The organism is Zobellia barbeyronii (genome assembly GCF_018603515.1).
Taxonomy (GTDB): Bacteria; Bacteroidota; Bacteroidia; order Flavobacteriales; family Flavobacteriaceae; genus Zobellia; species Zobellia barbeyronii.
Window position 1 is genome coordinate 128912 of the sequence record NZ_JACATN010000007.1, and the last position, 22180, is coordinate 151091.

At 36.8% G+C, this 22180-nt stretch carries 22 protein-coding genes; 10 read left to right on the forward strand and 12 right to left on the reverse strand.

The features are described from left to right. Positions 1-1371 carry an MATE family efflux transporter gene (locus HW347_RS19390; protein ID WP_214613383.1) on the reverse strand — a complete coding sequence of 457 codons (1371 nt, stop codon included), beginning with the start codon at positions 1369-1371 and terminating at the stop codon, positions 1-3. Positions 1372-1447: 76 nt separating this feature from the next. Next, on the reverse strand, positions 1448-2233 hold the full coding sequence (mazG, locus tag HW347_RS19395) for a nucleoside triphosphate pyrophosphohydrolase (protein WP_214613384.1): 786 nt from the start codon (positions 2231-2233) through the stop codon (positions 1448-1450). Between the two features lie 99 nt (positions 2234-2332). Between mazG and HW347_RS19400 the strand changes: the two genes are divergently transcribed. Further along, the gene (locus tag HW347_RS19400) at positions 2333-3172 is read left to right on the forward strand and encodes a sugar phosphate isomerase/epimerase family protein (protein WP_214613385.1); all 840 of its coding nucleotides are present in this window, start codon (positions 2333-2335) and stop codon (positions 3170-3172) included. Between the two features lie 2 nt (positions 3173-3174). Beyond that, positions 3175-4086 carry an SMP-30/gluconolactonase/LRE family protein gene (locus HW347_RS19405; protein WP_214613386.1) on the forward strand — a complete coding sequence of 304 codons (912 nt, stop codon included), beginning with the start codon at positions 3175-3177 and terminating at the stop codon, positions 4084-4086. A gap of 90 nt (positions 4087-4176) precedes the next feature. Here HW347_RS19405 and HW347_RS19410 read toward each other — a convergent pair whose 3' ends face one another. From HW347_RS19410 to HW347_RS19425, 4 genes are all read right to left on the reverse strand, one after another. Next, complete coding sequence (locus HW347_RS19410) at positions 4177-5610, reverse strand: TolC family protein (RefSeq protein ID WP_214613387.1); 1434 nt, start codon at positions 5608-5610, stop codon at positions 4177-4179. Between the two features lie 22 nt (positions 5611-5632). Further along, on the reverse strand, positions 5633-8839 hold the full coding sequence (locus HW347_RS19415; protein ID WP_214613388.1) for an efflux RND transporter permease subunit: 3207 nt from the start codon (positions 8837-8839) through the stop codon (positions 5633-5635). 25 nt (positions 8840-8864) lie between these two features. Then, positions 8865-9947 (reverse strand): efflux RND transporter periplasmic adaptor subunit, encoded by a 1083-nt coding sequence (locus HW347_RS19420; RefSeq protein WP_214613389.1) that lies wholly within the window; start codon positions 9945-9947, stop codon positions 8865-8867. Positions 9948-10088: 141 nt separating this feature from the next. After that, on the reverse strand, positions 10089-10517 hold the full coding sequence (locus HW347_RS19425) for a hypothetical protein (RefSeq protein ID WP_214613390.1): 429 nt from the start codon (positions 10515-10517) through the stop codon (positions 10089-10091). Between the two features lie 195 nt (positions 10518-10712). Here HW347_RS19425 and HW347_RS19430 point away from each other — a divergent pair, with 195 nt between their 5' ends. From HW347_RS19430 to HW347_RS19450, 5 genes are all read left to right on the forward strand, one after another. Beyond that, the gene (locus tag HW347_RS19430) at positions 10713-11165 is read left to right on the forward strand and encodes a DUF1569 domain-containing protein (RefSeq protein ID WP_214613391.1); all 453 of its coding nucleotides are present in this window, start codon (positions 10713-10715) and stop codon (positions 11163-11165) included. A gap of 135 nt (positions 11166-11300) precedes the next feature. Next, positions 11301-12026, forward strand: a complete 726-nt coding sequence (locus tag HW347_RS19435) for an MIP/aquaporin family protein (RefSeq protein ID WP_214613392.1) — start codon at positions 11301-11303, stop codon at positions 12024-12026. A gap of 16 nt (positions 12027-12042) precedes the next feature. Next, a complete protein-coding gene (locus HW347_RS19440; protein ID WP_214613393.1) occupies positions 12043-12924 on the forward strand; it encodes an alpha/beta hydrolase in 882 nt (293 codons plus the stop codon). Then, complete coding sequence (locus HW347_RS19445; RefSeq protein ID WP_214613394.1) at positions 12925-13563, forward strand: GDSL-type esterase/lipase family protein; 639 nt, start codon at positions 12925-12927, stop codon at positions 13561-13563. It begins immediately after the preceding gene. Positions 13564-13597: 34 nt separating this feature from the next. After that, positions 13598-15214: a family 20 glycosylhydrolase gene (locus tag HW347_RS19450; RefSeq protein WP_214613395.1), complete on the forward strand. Its 1617-nt coding sequence runs from the start codon at positions 13598-13600 to the stop codon at positions 15212-15214. 60 nt (positions 15215-15274) lie between these two features. Here the strand turns inward: HW347_RS19450 and HW347_RS19455 are convergent, their stop codons facing one another. The 6 genes from HW347_RS19455 to ruvX form a co-directional block, all read right to left on the reverse strand. Continuing rightward, positions 15275-15661 carry a response regulator gene (locus tag HW347_RS19455; protein ID WP_214613396.1) on the reverse strand — a complete coding sequence of 129 codons (387 nt, stop codon included), beginning with the start codon at positions 15659-15661 and terminating at the stop codon, positions 15275-15277. Between the two features lie 20 nt (positions 15662-15681). Continuing rightward, positions 15682-16770 carry an ATP-binding protein gene (locus HW347_RS19460; RefSeq protein WP_214613397.1) on the reverse strand — a complete coding sequence of 363 codons (1089 nt, stop codon included), beginning with the start codon at positions 16768-16770 and terminating at the stop codon, positions 15682-15684. A 346-nt stretch (positions 16771-17116) separates the two neighbouring features. Next, a complete protein-coding gene (locus HW347_RS19465; RefSeq protein ID WP_214613398.1) occupies positions 17117-17560 on the reverse strand; it encodes a BLUF domain-containing protein in 444 nt (147 codons plus the stop codon). A 236-nt stretch (positions 17561-17796) separates the two neighbouring features. Next, on the reverse strand, positions 17797-18216 hold the full coding sequence (locus tag HW347_RS19470) for a DUF5606 family protein (protein WP_214613399.1): 420 nt from the start codon (positions 18214-18216) through the stop codon (positions 17797-17799). A 60-nt stretch (positions 18217-18276) separates the two neighbouring features. Beyond that, a complete protein-coding gene (gene def, locus HW347_RS19475; protein WP_214613400.1) occupies positions 18277-18867 on the reverse strand; it encodes a peptide deformylase in 591 nt (196 codons plus the stop codon). Next, entirely contained in the window at positions 18868-19278 is a 411-nt protein-coding gene (gene ruvX / locus HW347_RS19480) for a Holliday junction resolvase RuvX (protein WP_214613401.1), read from the reverse strand. Positions 19279-19476: 198 nt separating this feature from the next. Here ruvX and HW347_RS19485 point away from each other — a divergent pair, with 198 nt between their 5' ends. From HW347_RS19485 to HW347_RS19495, 3 genes are all read left to right on the forward strand, one after another. Then, positions 19477-20292, forward strand: a complete 816-nt coding sequence (locus tag HW347_RS19485; RefSeq protein WP_214613402.1) for a 2,3,4,5-tetrahydropyridine-2,6-dicarboxylate N-succinyltransferase — start codon at positions 19477-19479, stop codon at positions 20290-20292. A gap of 96 nt (positions 20293-20388) precedes the next feature. Continuing rightward, the gene (locus HW347_RS19490; RefSeq protein WP_214613403.1) at positions 20389-21201 is read left to right on the forward strand and encodes a glycosyltransferase family 2 protein; all 813 of its coding nucleotides are present in this window, start codon (positions 20389-20391) and stop codon (positions 21199-21201) included. A 163-nt stretch (positions 21202-21364) separates the two neighbouring features. Then, positions 21365-22168, forward strand: a complete 804-nt coding sequence (locus HW347_RS19495; RefSeq protein WP_214613404.1) for a glycosyltransferase — start codon at positions 21365-21367, stop codon at positions 22166-22168. The last annotated feature ends 12 nt before the right edge of the window (positions 22169-22180 follow it).

Consider the following 22180-nt stretch of genomic DNA (forward strand, 5'->3'; position numbering starts at 1 on the left):
TTATGAATTTACTATTAACTTTTTAGTCAAATAATTGAAGCGAATATACAACATAACCGCCGATGCGCTTAGTCCTGTAAGCAAACCTATCCATATACCAGTGCTCTTAAGTTCCGTATGCAAACCTAAGTAATAACTTACGGGAAAACCAATTGCCCAATAGGCTATAAAGGTTATAAGTGTTGGGATTTTTACATCTTGTAATCCGCGTAATGCACCCAATACTACCACTTGTACGCCATCTGATATCTGAAAAAAAGCAGCTACCAAAAGAAGTTCTGCGGCCAAGGCAATTACCTCGGTATTATCCGAAATATTCATTACATCGTCTAAATCTAAATATATGGTTGGAAACCAATGTCTGCCCAATAAAAATAAAGCGGCAAAAACCACTTCTAACAAAAACGTAAGCAAGAATATAGATAGCCCAATACGCCTCAGGTCTACGAAATTCCGTAATCCCTTTTGGTTTCCTACGCGGATCATAGCGGCAATACCCAATCCCATACCAAACATAAAGGTCATACTACTTAAATTTAATGCTATCTGGTTTGCTGCTTGAGCATTCTTTCCTAAAACACCACTAAGCCATATGGCTGCAGTGAAAATGGCAACTTCAAAAAACATTTGTAAAGCCGATGGAAAGCCAAGGTCTACAATTTTTTTGATAACCTTTTTCTCTATCTTCTTAAAATCGAATCCGGTTACATAGTCATGAAATTTCTTTTTGCTTCTGAGTAAATACCAGATATAACCTACCATTAAAACCCGCGAAACCAAGGTGCCGATAGCAGCCCCTACGATTCCCATTTTAGGAAAACCGAAAGAACCGAAAATCAATAGATAGTTGATAGTTATATTCACCACATTGGCCATAATTGTAGCATACATGGGGTATGTGGTTTGGGACAAACCTTCTGAAAATTGCTTAAATGCCTGAAAAATAATTAGAGGCACCAATGAAAAAGCTACTAAATCTAAATACGGTATAGCCAATGCCACCACTTCTTCGGACTGGCGCATAGAGTACATTAATGGCTTCGCTATAAATATGACCCCAAATAGAAACAGCCCTAAAACAGTACACAAAACCAAACCATGCTTTAAGGCACTTTTGGCATCTTCTTTTTTACCGGCACCATCTGCTTCTGCAACTAAAGGCGTGATAGCTGTTGAAAAACCAATACCCAAGGACATGGCCACGAACACAAAACTATTACCCAAGGAAACTGCTGCTAGTTCTGCTGTACCTAACTGGCCTACCATAATATTATCGGCCAATTGTACAAATGTATGCCCCAACATACCCAATATTACAGGTACTGAGAGCTTTATATTATATCTAAATTCTTTAGTGTATTGTTGAAACAAAACTGATCTATTTAATAAGGTTTTTGGTGAAAAGGGATTTTGACCCTTTTCTATTTTCTAACATATTTTTTATGAATTATTTCTCGGCCAATTTGGCTTCCTCCCAAAATACATCCATTTCGCCTAAGGTCATCTCTTTTAATTCTTTTCCTATTCCCTTGGCTTTTGCCTCTAGAAACTGAAAACGACCAATGAACTTTTTATTAGTACGTTCTAAGGCATTTTCAGGACTTATATTCAGAAAACGGGCATAATTTACCATAGCGAACATGACATCACCAAACTCGGCTTCCATCTTGTCTTGGTCCTGTGCTTTGATCTCTTCCCGTAATTCAGAAAGTTCTTCCTGTACTTTTTCCCAGACCTGTTCCGGCTTCTCCCAGTCAAAACCTACACCAGCAACCTTTTCTTGAATTCGGCTTGCTTTCACCAATGCCGGCAAACCTTTGGGTACACCTTCCAAAACACTAGTTTTACCTTTTCCTTCTTTAAGTTTTATGTTTTCCCAGTTTCGTTTTACATCTTCTTCACTGGTTACTTTTACATCACCATAAATATGAGGGTGACGGTTTATTAATTTTTCACATATCTCGTTACAGACATCGGCTATATCAAAATTATTGGTCTCACTACCAATTTTTGAGTAAAAAACAATATGGAGCAATACATCACCAAGTTCCTTTTTTACTTCTTCCAAATCATCTTCAAGAATAGCATCGCCAAGTTCATACGTCTCCTCTATAGTTAGGTGGCGCAAAGTCTGCATGGTCTGTTTTTTATCCCACGGGCACTGCTCACGCAACTCGTCCATAATGGTCAATAAACGGTCAAATGCCTCTAGTTTTTGCTGTCTTGTATTCATTCCTGAAAATTTGAGTAAAAGTACAAAGACCCTTCTTTTAACGTGTCGAAAATTTAGAGTATTTTAGAAGTCCTTACAAAGACTTACCTATACCCAATTATGATTCATACAAACAGAAGAAATTTCTTAAAAAAGTCAGGTTTGGCTGCTGCCGGAACCTTATTCATACCTTCCATGAGCTTCGCCATTGCTCCCAGCGAAAAATTTGGAGTCCAGCTCTACTCCTTTCGAGATGAAATGGCCAAAGATGCTAAAGGCACATTAGAACAAATTGCTTCCATCGGCATTAAAAAAATAGAATCGGCTCGTAGCAAAGAAGGTCTCTATTACGGTCTCTCTCCAAAAGAAATGAAAGATACTTGTGATAGTTTGGGTATGGAACTCTGTAGCGGACATGTTGCTTTGGACAAAGATTTTGATGATACCATGCGCCAAGCAGTAGAATCCGGTCAGGAATATGTTATTTGCTCTTCCCTTCCTAGCAATGGTCAAAACATTGATAATTACAAAAAGGTAGCCGAAGCTTTTAATAAAGCTGGCGAATCTTGTAAAAAACTGGGATTGAAATTTGGATACCACAACCATGAATACGAATTTGAATCTGATAAAGGCGAAGTACTTTATGATGTTCTAATGGATAACACGGACCCAGACCTTGTTCATATGGAACTGGACTTAGGGTGGGTAATTGTTGCAGAAAAAGACCCTCTACATTATTTCAAAAAATACCCTAAACGTTTTCCGTTGTGGCATTTGAAAGATATGAATATGCACGAAAAGATAAGCACTGAATTTGGTAAAGGAGGCCTAGACATAGCTATGATGATGAACTACAAATCTGACTCTGGTGTAAAACATATTTTTATAGAACAAGAAGAATATGCCAGTACGCCTATGGATAGTATGAAACATAACATGAACTTCCTTAAAGCTTTATAAACATGAAAAGAAATCAACTCACTTTTTTCTTGTCAGCTCTTATTATTTTAGGGCTTTCGTCATGTAAATCTCAACAGAATATTTCCAAAGGAATCATTGCCAAAGATGCAAAACTAACTTTAGTTTCAGATGAATATGAGTTTACGGAAGGCCCAGCTGTAGACAAAAATGGCGATATCTATTTTACGGACCAACCTAATGACCGTATCGTAAAATGGGATGCGGCCACCAATACAGTTTCTGACTACATGAAACCGTCAGGGCGTGCCAACGGACTCTATTTTGACCATGACGGCAACCTTTTAGCTGCTGCAGATGAAAAAAATGAACTATGGAGCATTGCTCCCGATAAAAATGTAACCGTTTTAATAGGCAACTACGAAGGGAAAAAACTGAATGGTCCCAATGATCTTTGGGTAGATTTAGCTGGAGGAATTTATTTTACGGATCCTTTCTATAAGAGATCTTGGTGGAAACATACCGAACCAGAACAAACTGCCCGAAGAGTATATTACCTCATAAAAGGAAACTCTATTCCTAGGATAGTTGCTGAAGGTTTTGAGCAACCTAACGGTATTATTGGATCAGCAGATGGTAAAATGCTTTACATTTCGGATATAGGAGCTAAAAAGACTTTTGTTTATACTGTTGATGCTAATGGAAACCTATCTAACAAAAAGTTGTTTACGGATATGGGTTCTGATGGTATGACATTGGATAATCTGGGTAATCTATATTTAACGGGTAAGGGTGTTACCGTTTTCAATTCCAAAGGAGAACAAATAGAACATATAGATGTTCCCGAAAATTGGACTGCCAATGTAACCTTTGGTGGACCCGACCAGAAAACACTTTTCATTACCGCTATGGACTCTGCCTATACTTTAGAAATGAATGTGAACGGGGTGCGATAGTATTATTCTTAAAACAAAAAAAAAGCCATTTCACATAGTTGTGAAATGGCTTTTTCAATTGAAGTGGATTTATGTATTAATAAGCAAGAATTAATTCCATCCGCCACCTAAAGCGCGATATACATTAACCACAGCGCTCATCTGTTTTTGTTTGGTTTCAATAAGCTCAACTTTTGCTTCTAACGCATCACGTTGCGTTAGTAAAACCTCCATATAATCTGCTCTGGCTGATTTAAATAGTCGGTTTGATATGTCTATTGAAGCCGTTAGGGCATCAACCTCTTTCGACCTTAAATCATAACTTTTTTCCAAATTATCAATTTTCGCCAGTTGATTAGCTACCTCAACATAAGCATTCAAAATAGTCTGCTCATAATTGTAGACTGCCTGCAATTGCTTAGCACTAGCTCCATAGTATACTGCTTTAATCGCATTTCTATTAATCAACGGAGCAGTTAAATCCCCGACTAGGGAATAGAGAAGCGACTCTGGTGTTTCTAGCAAATATTTTGCATTAAAAGACTGAAACCCAATTCCTGCTGAAATACCCAAAGAAGGATAGAAACGCGCCTTGGCTACTTTTACATCTAATTTTGCAGCAACTAAATCAAGTTCTGCCTCTTTAATATCGGGACGATTAGCCAACAACTGAGATGGCAGACCCAAATGCACCGTTTCCGGAACCAAATATTCAAAACCTTGATGATCTCGTTCAATATGTTGCGGATAACGACCTAGCAAAAAGTTGATTTTATTCTCCGTCTGCACAACTTCCTGTTGTATTTCGAACTGTAAACTTTTAGTATGAAAAACTTCAGCTTCAAACTTCTTTACCGCCAACTCATTTACTTTGGCAGCAGCCTTTTGAAGTTTTACAATTTCTAAAGCATTGCTCTGAATACCTATGTTTTGCTTAATAATAGCCAGTTCATTGTCCAAAGCCAACAACTCATAATATGAATTTGCTATCTCAGCAATTAGATTGGTCACCATAAAATTTCGACCTTCAATAGAAGACAGGTAACGGGTAACCGCAGCTTTTTTAGCATTCCTCAATTTATGCCAAATATCTACTTCCCAATCAATTTCAGCAGCAACTAAGAAATCACCCAACGGCTCAGGAAATTCTTCTCCAGGCCGTATGTCCGTATTTGCATCACTGGCACCTTGACTGGTATATCTTCCAACTTTTTCCAATCCAGCACCTGCTCGTAAGCCCACAAAGGGGAGGTACTCCCCTTTCCTCTCCCTTACCTCACTTTTAGCAATCGCAATTTCTTGCAAGACTATATTCAGCTCTTGGTTATTGCCCAAAGCCGTATCTATAAGCGTGCGCAAATTGGGGTCTTTAAAATACTCTCGCCAAGCAATGGTACCTGTATTGGTAGAGTCTTGCGAACCATTATAAGTATCCGGCGTTGTGGTATTGGCCGTTCTTTGCAGTGCGGCCGGGCTTTTACATGACGTAAACGTCAGGGATAGACATGCTATACCCAAACCCATATATATTATTCTTTTATACATTTTTCTGAATTTCGTTAGTGGTTTATTTATCCGCTATAGACTCGGCCATCAATGGATGTTGTGGATCATTGTGTACATAATCTTCCGACAATGGATTCTCATCTTCAAACTTGATCAGTTTTCGTTTAGCTGCAATTGTTCCAAACAGATAGTAAAGCCCGGGAACAACGATTACACCGAAAATAGTACCTACAATCATACCACCCGCAGCAGCTGTACCAATGGTACGGTTACCTATTGCACCTGGCCCGGTTGCAAACACTAATGGAATAAGACCTGCAATGAAGGCAAAAGAAGTCATTAAAATTGGACGGAAACGCTCTTTGGCCCCAGCAATAGCAGCATCTAAAACGGATAAACCTTGCTGATGTTTCTGAACCGCAAACTCTACGATCAGTACCGCATTTTTACCCAGCAGACCAACCAGCATTACCAAACCTACCTGCGCATAAATGTTGTTGGAAAGTCCCATAACTTTTAATAGAATAAACGAACCAAAAACACCTGCCGGCAAGGAAAGAATAACCGCAAGCGGTAATAAGAAACTCTCATACTGAGCAGCAAGAATCATGTATACAAATGCCAATACAATCAAGAAAATGTACAAGACTTCGTTACCACGGCCTACCTCATCTTTTGAAAGTCCTGCCCAGTCAATACCATAACCCCTTGGCAATACTTCTTCTGCAACTTGCTGTATAGCTTCAATGGCCTCACCACTACTAAATCCTGGAGCAGGTGAACCGTTTATAGAAGAAGTTGTGTACAAGTTATAACGAGTAATCTCATTTAGACCTTGCTTTTTCTCCATTTTCATGAAAGCCGAATAAGGTACCATTTCATCATGGTCATTCTTCACGTACATTTTCATAACATCTGCCGGTAATTTTCTAAACTCCGGAGATGCCTGAACATATACTTTAAAGAAACTACCAAAACGTACAAAACCTTGTTCGTAGGTACTACCGATAAGAATAGACAAATTGTCCATTGCCTTGGCAATAGAAACCCCTTTTTGCATGGCCAGTTTGTTGTCTATTTTTAGTTCATACTGCGGATAGTTTGCAGCAAAGAAGGTAAACAGACCGGACAATTCTTTACGCTCTCTAAGTGCAGCCATGAAATCATCGTTTACTTTTTCAAAAGCCTTATAATCGCTAGAGTTTGTTTTATCTAACAGACGCAAAGCAAATCCACCTGCTGCTCCATAACCCGGTACTGCTGGTGGTTGAAAAAATTCAATAGTCGCTCCTGGTATGTCTTTCGCCTTTTCTTCTAACTCTTCTATAATTTCTACCGATGACATTTCACGATCAGACCAGTTCTCCAAATTAATAAGACAAGTACCCGCATTTGAACCACGACCTTCCGTCAATACTTCATAACCCGCCAATGCAGAAACCGATTTAATACCTGGTATCTCTTCTGCAATCATCTGTAGTTTACGAGATACTTCGTTTGTACGCTCTAAAGTAGACCCTGGAGGAGTTTGCAAAATAGCATAAATCATTCCCTGATCTTCATTAGGAATAAACCCTGTTGGTAATGTCTTACTTGTAAAAAATATACCCACACAAAAAGCAATCAACAGACCAAAAGTTACGGATCGCCTGTTCACTATCACTTTAAGGAAGTTGGTATACTTGCCTGTTACTTTTTCGAACTTAGTATTAAATCCATCTAAAAACCTATTCAGTAGAGTTTTCTTCCTTGCTACACCATGGTTATTTTTCAATATCATGGCACAAAGCACTGGGGTAAGCGTTAAAGCTACAATCCCAGAAATAACAATAGAAGTTGCCATTGTTATTGCAAACTGTCTGTAAAAAACCCCAACAGGACCCGACATAAACGACACCGGAATAAACACCGCTGTCATTACCAAGGTTATGGCAATAATAGCTCCACTAATTTCGTGAACCACCATTTTTGAGGCCTTAAATGGCGAGAGATTATCCTCCTCCATCTTTACGTGAACGGCCTCTACCACCACAATAGCGTTATCTACCACAATACCTATGGCAAGAACCAATGCAAAAAGCGTAATAAGGTTAATCGTCAGCCCAAATAACTGCATAAAGAAAAAGGCCCCAATTAATGAAACCGGTACCGCAATAGTTGGGATTAAGGTTGAACGCCAATCGCCCAAGAAGATAAACACCACTAAAGCCACCAATATGAAAGCTTCACCAAGTGTATGCACTACCTTTTCTATGGATGCATTTAAGAAACTAGAAACATCATAACTGATTTCATAGTTCATCCCTTTAGGGAAATTATCACCTCTAATTTCCTCTAATTTTTCTTTAACTGCCTTAATTACATCGTTCGCGTTACTACCCGCTGTTTGTTTTAGGGTAATTGCTGCAGAAGGATGCCCATCTAGGTTGGAATAGATATCGTAAAATTCACTCCCTAAATTAACATCTGCAACATCTTTCAAGTATAAAATCTCGCCATCAGAATTCGATTTAATGATAATGTCTTCATATTGTTTTGGCTCATTATACCTCCCTTCATAGGTCAATACATACTCAAGCGATTGCGAGCGTTTACCAGAACTACGGCCTAATCTACCAGGAGAACCAATAATACTTTGCTCTTGCAACGCTTCCATTACTTCTTCGGTAGAAACGTTATAAGCACGCATTCTGTCCGGCTTCAACCAAACCCTCATAGCGTATTGACGGCTACCTAATATTTTTGCCATCCCAATACCCTTAATCCGTTTTAATTCCGGTAGGATATTTACGTTAGCATAGTTGTAAAGAAATTTTTCATCTGCATGCTCATCCTCACTATAAAGGTTGACATACATTAACATATTAGGTTGTGCCTTTGAAATAATAATACCTTCCCGTTGTACCAGTTCAGGTAGTCTACTGGTAACCTGTTCTATACGGTTTTTAACACTAACAACAGCCTGGTTTGGATCTACACCCAAGTCAAAAATAACCTGAATAGTAGCTTCACCAGCACTAGTAGCATCAGAAGTCATATATTTCATTCCGGGCGTTCCGTTTATGGATTTCTCCATAGGAATCAACACCGAATTAACCAATACCTCTGCACTGGCTCCAGGATAGGCAATACTTACATTTACCCTTGGTGGTGCAATAGAGGGGAACTGCGATATGGGTAGTGTCTTGATGGCAAGCATGCCCAAGAACACTATGAACAGTGATATCACAATGGATAGCACTGGTCTTTCTATAAATTTATTAAACATATTCTTGCTATTTTTTTACGTTAGATTATTCTGAGTACAGTTCTAAATGAGCGATAACCTCATCGGGGTTTTCAAACTCAAAGGATATCTCATCATTATCCCTAACCTTACGCAAACCTTCTAGCAAGATTTTGTCGCCTTCTTTCAATCCTTCGCTTACCGCGTAAAGATCTTCCATATCCGCAGATATGGTAATCTCTCTAGAAGACACCTTATTTGCATCATCAACTACAAAAACATATTTTTTATCAAGCACTTCAAAAGTGGCTTTCTGTGGAATAATTAATGCATCTACTAATGGTACAGGCATTAAAACGTTACCTGTCTCCCCATGTCTAAGCAAGCCATCTGGATTATTGAAAGTTGCTCTAAACGGAATGTTACCGGTCTCATTGTTGAAATCTGCCTCTATAGTTTCAACTATTCCTGAATGTTCAAATTGCCTATTATTGGCCATCAATAAATTTACTGTGGCCTTGGTATCATCTTTTAGATTTGTCTTGTAATCCAGATATTCAGGTTCGGATACGTTAAAGTACACCCACATTTTACTATTATCGGATAGGCTGGTAAGTAACTCCCCTTCTTCTACAAGACTACCTGGTCTCACAAGGAACCGGTCAATTATTCCATCAAAAGGAGCTCGTATCTCGGTAAATCCTAAATGCACTTGTGCTAAGGCCAACTCTGCATTCGCCTTATCCAGCTTAGCCTTATCCATTGCCAACTCATTCTGAGAAACAACATCACTATCTGCTAGCGATTTTGTGTTTAGGTATTCAATATTAGCTACTTCAGCTTCTGCTTTTGCCTTTTGTTGTTCTGCTTGATAAAGCTTGGGCATAATTTGAAAAAGCAATTGCCCTTTCTTTACAAACTGGCCTTCATCTACAAATACTTTTTGTAAAAAACCTCTTTCTTGTGATCGTAATTCTATGTGCTGAATAGATTGTATTTGACAAACATATTCATTGGTAACAACAGTATCTTTTTTTAATGGACTGGTAACTAGGAACTTTGTTTCTGCTTCTTTGTGTTTTTTTTCTGATTTACAACTTGAGTGAAATAACAACACAGACAAGCTCATGAGCATGAAGATTCTTCTCATAACTTAATATTTTAGTTTAGATAATGGTTTATGTAGATGCTCTTAGAACATCATTAAGGTGATTTTTTAAGGTGCCTTATTTTCCGCATGGCACTAAAAAAGAAAAGCCCGACAGTAGTATATGTCGAACGTAGCCTTAAATCACAGCTGTAGAACGCTGAACATAAGATGAAGTGTCTTATAAGTAGACAGGTAAGTAATATGTTGGTAAAAAGTAAATTGATTTTTAATCAGGTGAAAAAAGTAACCTGATTGGTAAAATGTAGAAAGCAAATGTAAAGAGGCATACTCTTTTAACCTTTTTTCGGATACTGTTGGTTCGCTTTCCTCCTCTTCCTCCTGTTCGTCAGTAATTTCAATTTTACTGTTGCGTTGTTTTTCAGAAGTAGATGATCTTAAACCTGATGGAATATACTGTTCGGGCTCAACGGTAGTACTATTTCCTTCCGATTGATGCTCTATACTTATATCTGTGACAGTGCTATAAGCTGTATTTGCAGTCAGTTGACCGCAAACGCCTAGAATAAGTATACTTAGAGATAAAAAATATTTTGAGAAGCTTTTTTTCATCTGGCTGCAAAACTAATGCACACCTTTAATGTGCACAAACTGTATCATCTTAAATGTTTGTTAACTCCCTTATTTTTTTTCAAATTGCTATTCTAGCCTGAATATATCAAACAAAAGAGAACAAAAGGGTTCATTTTTTTAATATCTTTCCGTCAGGTCTTTAAGACTAAGGCCTTCTTTAAAACCATAGGCGACATGAAAAATGTATTTGACCAAACCGATGTAAGCGAACTGGTTTCGCGCATTAATAACCTCAACTCAGAAAGCACTAATTTATGGGGAAGAATGAGTGTAGGCCAAATGATGGCTCATTGCAACGTTGCTTATGACATGACCTATACGGACCAATATCCTAAACCCACAGGTTTCAAGAAGTTTATGATCAAACTAATTGCCAAAAAAATGGTTGTTGGGCCTAAACCTTATAAAAGAAATATCCGTACCGCTCCTGAGTTTCTAATAACCGATGAGCGAGATTTTGAATCCGAAAAACAAAAACTTGTTGCTCATCTAGAAAAGACTCAGCAACTGGGCGCTGGGCATTTCCAAAACAAAGAATCTCATGCTTTTGGACCACTTACTTCACAAGAATGGAATGTTCTTTTCTACAAGCATTTAGACCATCATCTTCAACAATTTAATGTTTAGCCTATTTGCTAGAGAAGTTTCTTAAAATCAAATCATTAAACATAATATATTCATTACACATTGTTTTGATGCGCTCTCAACAGCCACAAAACTTTGTTTTTTTACTATCTTTTCACCAACTAAAACAACTCAATTATGCTCATTTACCTCTATGAATTTATCGGAACAGCCTTGCTTATACTTATCGGTAATGGTGTTGTTGCTAATCTGGTATTAAAAGGGACCAAGGGTCCTGATACCGGCTGGACAGGAATTTCACTAGCATGGGGTATAGCCGTTTTTATAGGAGTGTACGTAAGTGCAGATGTTAGCCATGCCCATTTAAACCCTGCAGTAACCCTTGCATTAGCAACGGCAGGAAAATTCAGTTGGGGGTTAGTACCCGGTTATATGTTAGCCCAAGTTTTAGGTGCTATGATGGGTAACTTTATGGTTTGGCTTACTTATAAAAAACATTATGATGCTACTGAAGACCAAGGAGCTATTTTAGCTACCTTTTGCACTGCTCCGGCCATTAGGAGTCCTTTTTGGAATTTTATGACAGAGGCTATTGGTGCCTTTACTCTAGTTTTTGGTGTATTCTTTATTGCTGGTGGTACATTTGGAGAGGAAGCTATTTCACTTGGCTCGTTAGATGCACTTCCTGTAGCTTTATTAGTAATGGGTATAGGTTTTGGTTTAGGAGGTCCAACAGGCTATGCTATTAATCCAGCACGAGATTTTGGTCCAAGATTACTCCATGCTATCTTACCTTTAAAAGGAAAAGGAAGTAGCGACTGGGGCTATGCTTGGATTCCCGTGGTAGCTCCTTTGTTTGGTGGTTTTGTAGCTGCTTTGGCTTATCTTGCTGTTTCTGTTTAAGTAATAAAATATATTCATGAAAAAATTAAGCTTTTTATTTGTTTTCTTTCTAATCGTACAAATTGGTTGCGCCCAAGAATTCATAGAAATACCCTATGAAAAAAGTAAGACCGTAAAATGGACACATGAAGAAAAACAATACTTCTCAGATATTTGGAATACAGAAGTAGTCACTAATGTATCTGTTCCCACTCTACAGATTTTTCAACCTGAGGACCCTAATGGCACTTCTGTTATAATAGCTCCTGGTGGTGCTTTGTACGCGCATAGTATTAATAGCGAAGGAAGAGACGTTGCCAAATGGCTTGCAGATAAGGGAATAACGGCATTCGTTTTAAAGTACCGTCTTGTACCAACTGGTGAAGATGCTGTGCAAGAAGTTAGTGATGAAGGACAAACCAACCCTGAGCGAATAGGTGAAAGAGTGGCCCCCGTTTTACCATTGTCTGTTGCCGATGGACTTTCGGCTGTTTCTTATATTAGAGAAAACGCAGAAAAATATCAATTAGATCCAAACAAAATAGGCTTTATGGGCTTTTCTGCCGGAGGTGCTGTTACTATGGGTGTAGCTTATAACTACACAGATAAAGACCGTCCTAATTTTATTGTTCCTGTGTACGCTTGGACTAGTGCTTATCCTGTTCAAGAAGCACCAGAAAATGCGCCCGAAATGCTGGTAATCTGTGCTAGTGATGACCCTCTAGGTCTTGCACCGGGAAGTATTGAAATTTATAATTCTTGGATGAAGGCCGGTCATACACCGGAGTTGCATATGTACGCTAAAGGCGGTCATGGTTTTGGAATGAAAAAACAAGGTTTACCCGCGGATAATTGGATTCTGCGTTTTTATGATTGGTCAGTTTCTCAAGGAATTACCTCAACTTCAAAATCTGAATAAATGAAAGTATATTTTATCATCTTCCTTCTTGCCTGTTTTATCTCAAACGCACAAAGTGGGTTTACAGATGAAGTAAAGGCTATTGGTCAAAAATATGACACTCTTTATGACGCTTCAAAAGAAAGTATTGTCTTTACGGGTAGTTCTAGTATTCGTGTTTGGAAAGATTTACAAGAGCGCTTTCCTAATCACCAAGTCATAAATTCAGGATTTGGTGGTTCACAGGCTGTAGATTTACTTCAGTTTACTAACGACCTTATTCTACGTTACAAGCCAAAGAAAGTTTTTATTTACGAAGGCGATAATGATATCCAAAGCAAAAAAAGACCAAAAGAAATTATTAGTACTATTGCTAAAATACGTGACCTTATCTTTAAGGACAATCCACAGACAGAAATTGTGCTTATCTCTGCCAAACCAAGTATTTCTAGATGGAAACTGAGAAGAAAGTATAAAAAACTAAACCGCAAGATGGATAAAATGACCCTAACGGACGGACGGTTAAAATATGTTGATGTCTGGAAACCTATGCTTGACGGAAGAAAGGTAAAGCAAGATATTTTTGTAGAAGACGGTCTACATATGAATGCAAAAGGATACGAAATATGGTACTCTACATTAAAAAATTACGTCAATTAGCAACAGAATTATCCCAAACAATAAAACATCAAAGATGAAATCTAACTTAATCAAAGCGTTGTTTATCACCTGCATTTTTGTAGCCTTATGCTCTTGCGAACCTGAGAAGAAGAAACGCGTCTTGAATCTACCACAAACGGATTTGGCCATGGAAAACTTAATTCCACTACCTATGAAGGTCATTCCTACCAATTCAGGTTTTGCACTAGATAAATTTACGGCCATCTATACTTCTGAAAATGCTGATGGTTTTCCTGAAGTGGGACAATTCCTCTCGGAAAAAATTCACACTAAGACCTCATTAGACATTTCTGTGAACGCTCAACAAAGTCCTGAACGCGAAGGTGTAATTTATATTAACCAATCTGATAGCTTGGAGTTAAACGCTCCTGAAGCTTATCAACTTTACATTACCAAAGATTCCATTATTCTAAACTCAAATACTGCGGCAGGTGCTTTTAGAGGGGTACAGACTATCCGCCAGATTATTCCCGAAATACCTAACGATACTGTTGCGGCCTATAAAGTTTGGAACATACCAACAGGTAAGATTATTGACAACCCTGTTTTTGAATATCGGGGAAGCATGCTGGATGTAGCCCGTCATTTCTTTAGTGTAGAAGACGTAAAGAAATATATAGACGTTCTAGCCTATTATAAATACAACGTGCTTCATTTACACCTATCGGATGATCAAGGCTGGCGAATAGAAATTAAGTCTTGGCCAAAACTTACTGAAATTGGCGGCAGTACCGAAGTTGGCGGAAAATTCGGTGGTTTTTATACTCAAGAAGACTATACGGATATCGTTAATTATGCAGCTGAACGCCACATGATGGTCGTTCCGGAAATTGATATGCCAGGGCACACGAATGCAGCATCTGTTGCGTATCCTTTCTTAAATGGAAATGGCAAAAAAGTAAAACTATACACCGGCATGCGAGTTGGTTTCAGCACTTTTGATACAAGAAAGGATACTACCTATGCCTTTATAGATGATGTTGTTAGAGAGATATCTGCTATTACCCCAGGCCCTTACTTTCATATAGGTGGAGACGAAAGCCATGTTACCAAAAAGAAAGACTATATCTATTTTGTTGAGAAAGTAGAAAAAATAGTTCAAAAGTATGGCAAGCGAATGATTGGATGGGACGAAGTTGCTACTGCAGATATTGATTCTTCTTCCGTATCGCAATTTTGGTCCAGTAAGAAGAATGCTGACCTAGCTGTAAAAAAAGGAATGAAAATTATTATGTCTCCAGCAAAGAAAGCTTATTTAGACATGGAGTACGACACCCTTTCAAAACACGGTCTGCATTGGGCAGGATATATACCAACGGACACAGCTTATGTTTGGTCACCTGAAACCTACGAAGGTATTCCCATAGAAAATATCTTAGGTATTGAGGCGCCACTTTGGTCTGAAACTATTAGCAATATAGATGAGCTAGAATATCTTGCGTTCCCACGTGCTATAGGTTATGCTGAATTGAATTGGTCTACACCAGAAAATAGAGATTGGGAGAAATATAAAGTCCGTTTAGCCAATCAGGCACCATTCCTAGACCGAATGAACGTGAAATACTACCCATCACCATTAATAGATTGGAAAAAAAGTAAATACACTTACAAAGAAATTCAGAAAGATTGATACATTAAGTTCCAATTGAAGCATTCTGTAAAATGAATCTGAAATTGGAACTTTTACAACTTAACATTCAAGCTTTTTTTCAACCAATTTCTGAAGCAATGAACGCAAATCATTGAAATCTACTGGTTTCTCTAAATAGGTGATAATTTCTTTAAAAGCGATTGATTTAGATCTATCTTCCGGTCTTCCTGAAGAAGTGGTTATTACTATGGGAATATCTGGACACAGACCCAGGTCATTTTTAGCTTCCAAGAATTCCCAACCGTCTAAAATGGGCATATTTATATCAAGTAAAATTAAATCTGGACAGTCATTTTCCTTTAAATAGTCTATTCCCAATTGACCATTGGTTACAATGGATATATTTTGAAATCCAAGGTTGTTTAGCTTGGTTTCCGATATAAAGTTGGTTACTTCGTCATCTTCAATAATTAGTATATCTATCATGTTGGTTGATTTTATTATTTCTAAAATTGAATCTTAAACTCCGTTCCTTTGTTGACTTGACTTTCTACTTCAATTTTACCTCCACTTTCAGTAACGATTGAGTGAATAATGTATAACCCAACTCCAAGGCCTTCTACATGCGTATGCATCCTCTTAAATAGTCCGAAAATCTTGTTTGAAACACTTTGGTCAAAGCCTAATCCATTATCCTTAAAAGTTAATTGTACTTTACCATTAACTTCTTTAGTTGTTATCTTAATGATTGGTTTCCTTTTTGGATGCCTGTATTTAAGAGAGTTAGACATAAGGTTCTGTATTATACTCTCCATATGAATAGGGCTATATTTGACAACTGAACAACCTGAAAAATCTTCTTTAATAATAGTTCTGCTTTTTATAATATCATCAGAGAGGACTGCTTTGACCTTCCCTACTACTTCTGCAAAAACTACATCTTCACGAATACCGTTAAAAGTAGACTTCATCGCAATTACTTTATTTAGAGCCGTAATTTTATCGCACATCACTTTAGTTACCTTTTGCATGCTATCTACTATAGGTGCTACTTCATCACTTACAGGGCCAGCCTTTAAAAACATTGAGAATAGACTTTTTAAGTTTGTGAGTGGAGCTCTTAAATCATGTGCCGCCACATAGGAAAACTCCTCCAATTCCCGGTTAGATTTTATTAAATTATTATTAACGCTTTCCAAAGAGTTCTGCGCATTCTTTAACTTATCTATAGTGTCACTTAAATTTGTAATATCCAGTGTAGAAATACCAAGATATGCACCTACTTTAAACGCCCTACAAGTCCACTTATAATGAAGATCGCCATTCGCAAAAGCAAGTTCATCATACGCGACTGGAATTCCAGTATTAAGCACATTTTTGTAAGAATCATAGCGATCTGTATCTTTTAGATACGGAAATACATCTAATAGATTTTTTCCAATAAAATTTTCTTTGGAAATACCCATTGTGGTTACAGACGCATGGTTAACGTCCACAAAATTCATTTGGTCATCAAGAATAACAAAAGGAGAATGCGCATTTTCAAAGAAAGCACTCTTTAATTCGTTATTAATTTCGGCTACGCATTTCTTCATATCTTTTTATTTTAACAAATTAATTAGGACTTAGACTGCTAATTTATAGTTGTTTACTAAAAAAATTAAATAAGAAAAGGTGTAAAGAAGAAAACTAAAGGTGAATAACAATTATCTGTAGACGAAAAACATAAGACTTGTTAATAATACTCCTTAAACCATTAAAAAACAGATATTTAAAACAAGTGTATATCTATAAAAAGTAAGGTTAGTTAAAACTTTTTGAATTGATACGTAAAGCTTAAACCATAATCATTCAGCAAAGGGCATGAAAAATTCTAAGAAGATATTCAAATAAATTAGGCTAAAGAGCTATTCAATAGATATTATACCTAACAAAAGGTTCTTAAGCACTCTTATTAGCATACTTTGTAGATAGCAGCAATTTAGTGGCGTTCCAAAATTCTAGAGAAGTTGGATTTGGAGATAATGAATTTTCTGGACTTTCAAAAAAGGTAGATACTAATAATTTGAGATATTGCAAATCACTATTTTCTGATTTTAGATGTTCAAAAGCCATATGCCAAATCAGAAATTCCCTATTGTGAATTCTATTTTCTGAAATCAGCTTTACTTCAGAATGTCTGTCGTCTTCTTTAATTCTTTCGAAAAGTTCTCTTACAACAATTTCTTCGCCTTCAATGTATTGTATGAACCTTTCTTTAAAAAAAAGTAAGCATCCAGTAATGCTATTTTGGTTATTAAATTCACGTGCTTTTCCAAGCATTTCTTGAATTTCCTTAAGGCTAAAATCAGTATTTGCTACAGAGGTATATACTAAACAGAACATGTAATTTGGTATGTGTTTGGTTGTCTTGGTATAACTAAGTTAATAATTAAATCATGAAATAGATATCGAAAAACCTGTAATCGACCGCTATACAGTTTATTCTTTTACACTATTAAAGATTTATCTTACAATAACTTAGTATCAAGTGAATTTGAGTCTCTTTAGACTTTAGAAACAATACTAAAAAAACCCTCGTAAAGAGGGTTTTAATTTATCATAACGTATGGAAATTGACTTTATTCTTCTTCTGAAGCAACATCTTTGTCTGCAGAAAAATCTGTTATATCATTTTCATGAAGAATGTTATACCATTGCATCACTTTTTTAATATCACTGGCATAAACTCTATCTTCATCGTAGTTAGGTAATATTTCAAAAAAATATTCTTCTAACTTAATTTTTTCTGCCTTGTGGGCTACTGAGGTTTTACCACCTTTTTCTTTTACCTGTATTTTTAAAAACACATCTCTTAATGGCAACTCTTCATCTAATGTATAAATTGCTATTTCAGAAAGAATGCTTACGTTACTACGCATACCTACAGTAATACGTTTTTGGTCAATAAGCGATTCTGCAACAAACCCTGTACGGGTCTGTGTTACCAATTTGTAAAGGCCTGGTTTTCCTCCAATGGATAAGATCTTATCTAAACTCATATAAAAATTTACATTTTAGGAGCGCAAATATTGCACTTTTCAATGGATTACAATTAAACTTTAACGTCCTTTTTTCTGGTTAGGAAAACGCATACGATAATCTGCTCTAATATTTCCCTTAGAAATGTTGTTTAACCTGCTCTTAAGTAAACGTTTTTTTAAGGGCGAAAGTTTGTCCGTAAACAAAATACCTTCAATATGGTCATACTCATGTTGAATAACCCTTGCCAAAAGACCATCATAGGTTTCCGTATGTTCTTTAAAATTCTCGTCTACGTAAGTAATTGTGACGGTATCTTTTCTTTTTATGTCTTCATGAATGTCCGGTATACTAAGACAACCTTCGCTAAAAGGCCACTCTTCACCTGTTTCTTCCTCTATATAGGCATTGATGAATACCTTCTTAAAACCGTCCAATTTCTTTTGATCTTCTTCAGAAAGGTCTTCATCTTTCGAAAAAGGAGTAGTATCTACTAAAAATAGACGCACTGGTAACCCAATTTGGGGAGCCGCCAAACCAACTCCATTGGCATTATACATGGTCTCCCACATATTTTCAATCAATTCTTTTAACTTAGGATGCTCTTTAGGTAAGTCATTGCCCACCTTTCGCAATACGGGATCGCCATAGGCGATAATTGGTAATATCATCTAAATTTTATTTAAATAGGCTTGAAGAATAATAGTAGCACTAATTTCATCTACTAATGCTTTATCTCTTCGCTTTTTCTTTTTTAGACCGCTATCTATCATAGTCTGAAATGCCATTTTTGAGGTGAAACGCTCATCATGACGTTCTACAGGTATATGAGGGAAAACTTTTTTTAGTCGATTTAAAAACGGTGCTATTAAAGCTTCCGACTCACTTGGAGTGTTATCCATTTGGCGCGGTTCACCAACAATGAATTTCTGTACATTTTCCTTTTCGGTGTAATCCTTTAAAAAATCTATCAGTTCAAAAGTACGGACAGTGGTTAAACCTGATGCTATTAACTGTAACTCATCTGTAATGGCAATTCCTGTTCTCTTCTTTCCATAATCTAACGCCAACAATCTTCCCAATACTAATTTATTTTTTGCAAAAATAACCTATAAATTGTTATAACCGTAAAATTGAAACCCCAAATCATATTTGACTCTTATATTTGCACCGTAAGGAGCAAGGATACTAAAAGCATCATTTGTCCCAGGAAAATAATCATACGATTAGAATACATCGCACTATCAGCGCTGTAGATAACACTATAATTCTATAGAAAAATGACCGAGTTAAGAAAGACCATAGAAAATGCATGGGAAAACAGAGAACTTCTAAAAGAAGCTGCTACTCAAGAAGCCATAAGAGAAGTTATAAACTTATTGGACCTAGGTAAACTGCGCTGTGCTGAACCAACTGAAAACGGTTGGCAGATCAACGAATGGGTAAAGAAAGGTGTTGTGCTTTATTTCCCTATTCAAAAAATGGAAACCCTTGAAGCCGGTATTTTTGAATATCATGATAAAATTCCTTTAAAACGAGGTTATAAAGAAAAAGGAATCCGTGTGGTACCTAATGCCATTGCACGTCACGGTGCTTATATTTCTGCTGGTACTATTTTAATGCCTAGCTACGTAAATATAGGAGCTTATGTAGATGAAGGAACCATGGTAGATACATGGGCAACTGTAGGAAGTTGTGCGCAAATAGGTAAAAATGTGCACTTAAGTGGTGGTGTAGGAATTGGAGGCGTACTTGAGCCATTACAAGCAGCCCCTGTTATTATTGAAGATAATGCATTTATTGGCTCTAGATGTATAGTTGTAGAAGGTGTACGCGTTGAGAAAGAAGCTGTTTTAGGTGCCAATGTTGTACTTACCGCATCAACCAAAATTATAGATGTTACTGGAGATGAACCAATTGAAACTAAAGGTAGGGTTCCTGCACGTTCAGTTGTTATACCAGGGAGTTATACAAAGAAATTTCCAGCCGGTGAGTTTCAGGTGCCATGCGCTCTGATCATCGGAACAAGAAAAGAGAGTACAAATAAGAAGACCTCTCTAAATGATGCGTTGCGTGAATATGACGTAGCTGTTTAAATTTTGTAGGAATTTTATTGGTTTGTATACTTTTTTATAGCTTTTATAGTTATAGTTTTGTTAATCGAAAGCACAGCTCTATACATTTACCAGTTTATGAACAGCCCTAGCGAAAAAATTTCAGCATTAATAATCACCTATAATGAGATTGGATACATTGAAAAATGTATTGAATCTATGGTATTTGCAGATGAAATTATTGTGGTTGATTCATACAGTACAGACGGTACTTTTGAGTATCTAGAAAATCATCCAAAGGTTAAAGTTATTCAACGACCTTTTGAAAATTTCACTGATCAGAAGTCTTTTGCCTTGCGCCAAGCTTCAAATGATTGGGTTCTTTTTCTAGATGCAGATGAAGTTTTGACACCAAAACTTCAAAACGAAATTCAGCATACAATTAATAGTGGCACAAAGAAAAATGCCTTTTGGTTTTACAGGACTTTTATGTTCAAAGACGAAAAGGTATTTTTCAGCGGCTGCCAAACCGATAAGAATTACCGTCTTTTCAGGAAAAGTAAGGTTGCTTTTGCTAAAGACAAAATAGTACACGAAACCCTTAATGTTATTGGGGAATCTGGTACTTTAAAAACTAAATTGATTCATTATTCGTATAAGGATTATTCCGATTTTAAAGGAAAAATATTGAAGTACGGAAGAATGAAGGCAATAGAATCTCTTCGTAAGGGCAGAAGATTTTCTTACGCCAAACTTGTGATTAAGCCTATTTGGAAGTTTTTCAACCGTTACATAATTCGCCTTGGCTTATTTGACGGATTTAAAGGACTTGTTCTTTCCTACATTCACGCTCGTGGTGTAGTTGAACATTATAAGACCCTAAAAGCTCTAGAAACAGAAACTAGAACCTCAACAGCGCCTATCAGTACAATTTTAGAAAGAGCTGCTTAGTTTGTTTTCAAGTTAAAACCTATTCTTATCCTTTACTAGACCATTATAAATAATCACTTTTTATATTCGGTATCAGCTAAACCTCTATATTTCTTAATTTATAGCAACAATTTTCTTTTGATCAATTTGTATGCTTATTTTTACCCTTTCGCGGAAAAAAGGCATGAAAAGTAAACCAAAACTTACCATAATCATATCATATTACAAGGCTCTGGAGAATCTAAAATTGATTCTCAAAGCGCTTGGCAAACAGAGTTTTAAGAACTTTGAGGTTATTGTTTCCGAAGACGATAACAATCCTGAAACAGTAGGCTTTATGGTTAATAATAGAGACCACTACCCTTTCCCTATTCAACACTTAAACCAAAAAGAGGATTTAGGTTTTCGTAAGAATATGATGCTAAACCTTTCTATCAAAGCTTCTAATTCTGATTTTTTAGTTTTTATAGATGGTGACTGTGTTCCTCATAAACATTTTGCTAAACAATATGCTGATAAAGCCGAAATAGGCTATATCCTTTGGGGACGACGAGTAATGCTAGGCCAGAAAAAATCTATGCAAATTCTAAAAAATAAATCAATATCCGGACTTGATCTCTTTTCACTTGCCAACTCAGACAGCGAAAAACTTAAAGATGCTATTTACTCTCCAAATCTAAGTCTCTCATTGAAAGAAAAAGGACTAAAAGGCTGCAACTGGGGTGTTTACAAAGAACACTTAGTTGCCGTAAATGGTTTTGACGAAGATTATATAAGAGCGGGGGTTGGCGAAGATGACGATATAGAATGGCGCTTAAAGGAAAACGGACTTCATAAAAAATCGATGAAAAATAAAGCTATTGTTTATCATTTACATCATGAAAGAAGCTATGCCGATGAAGGAGTCAGAAAGAATAATGAACTCTTAGAACAAAAGAAAAAGGCTAACCATACAAAATGTCTTCACGGTCTAGATAGTTTAGATTAATCAACTATAAAC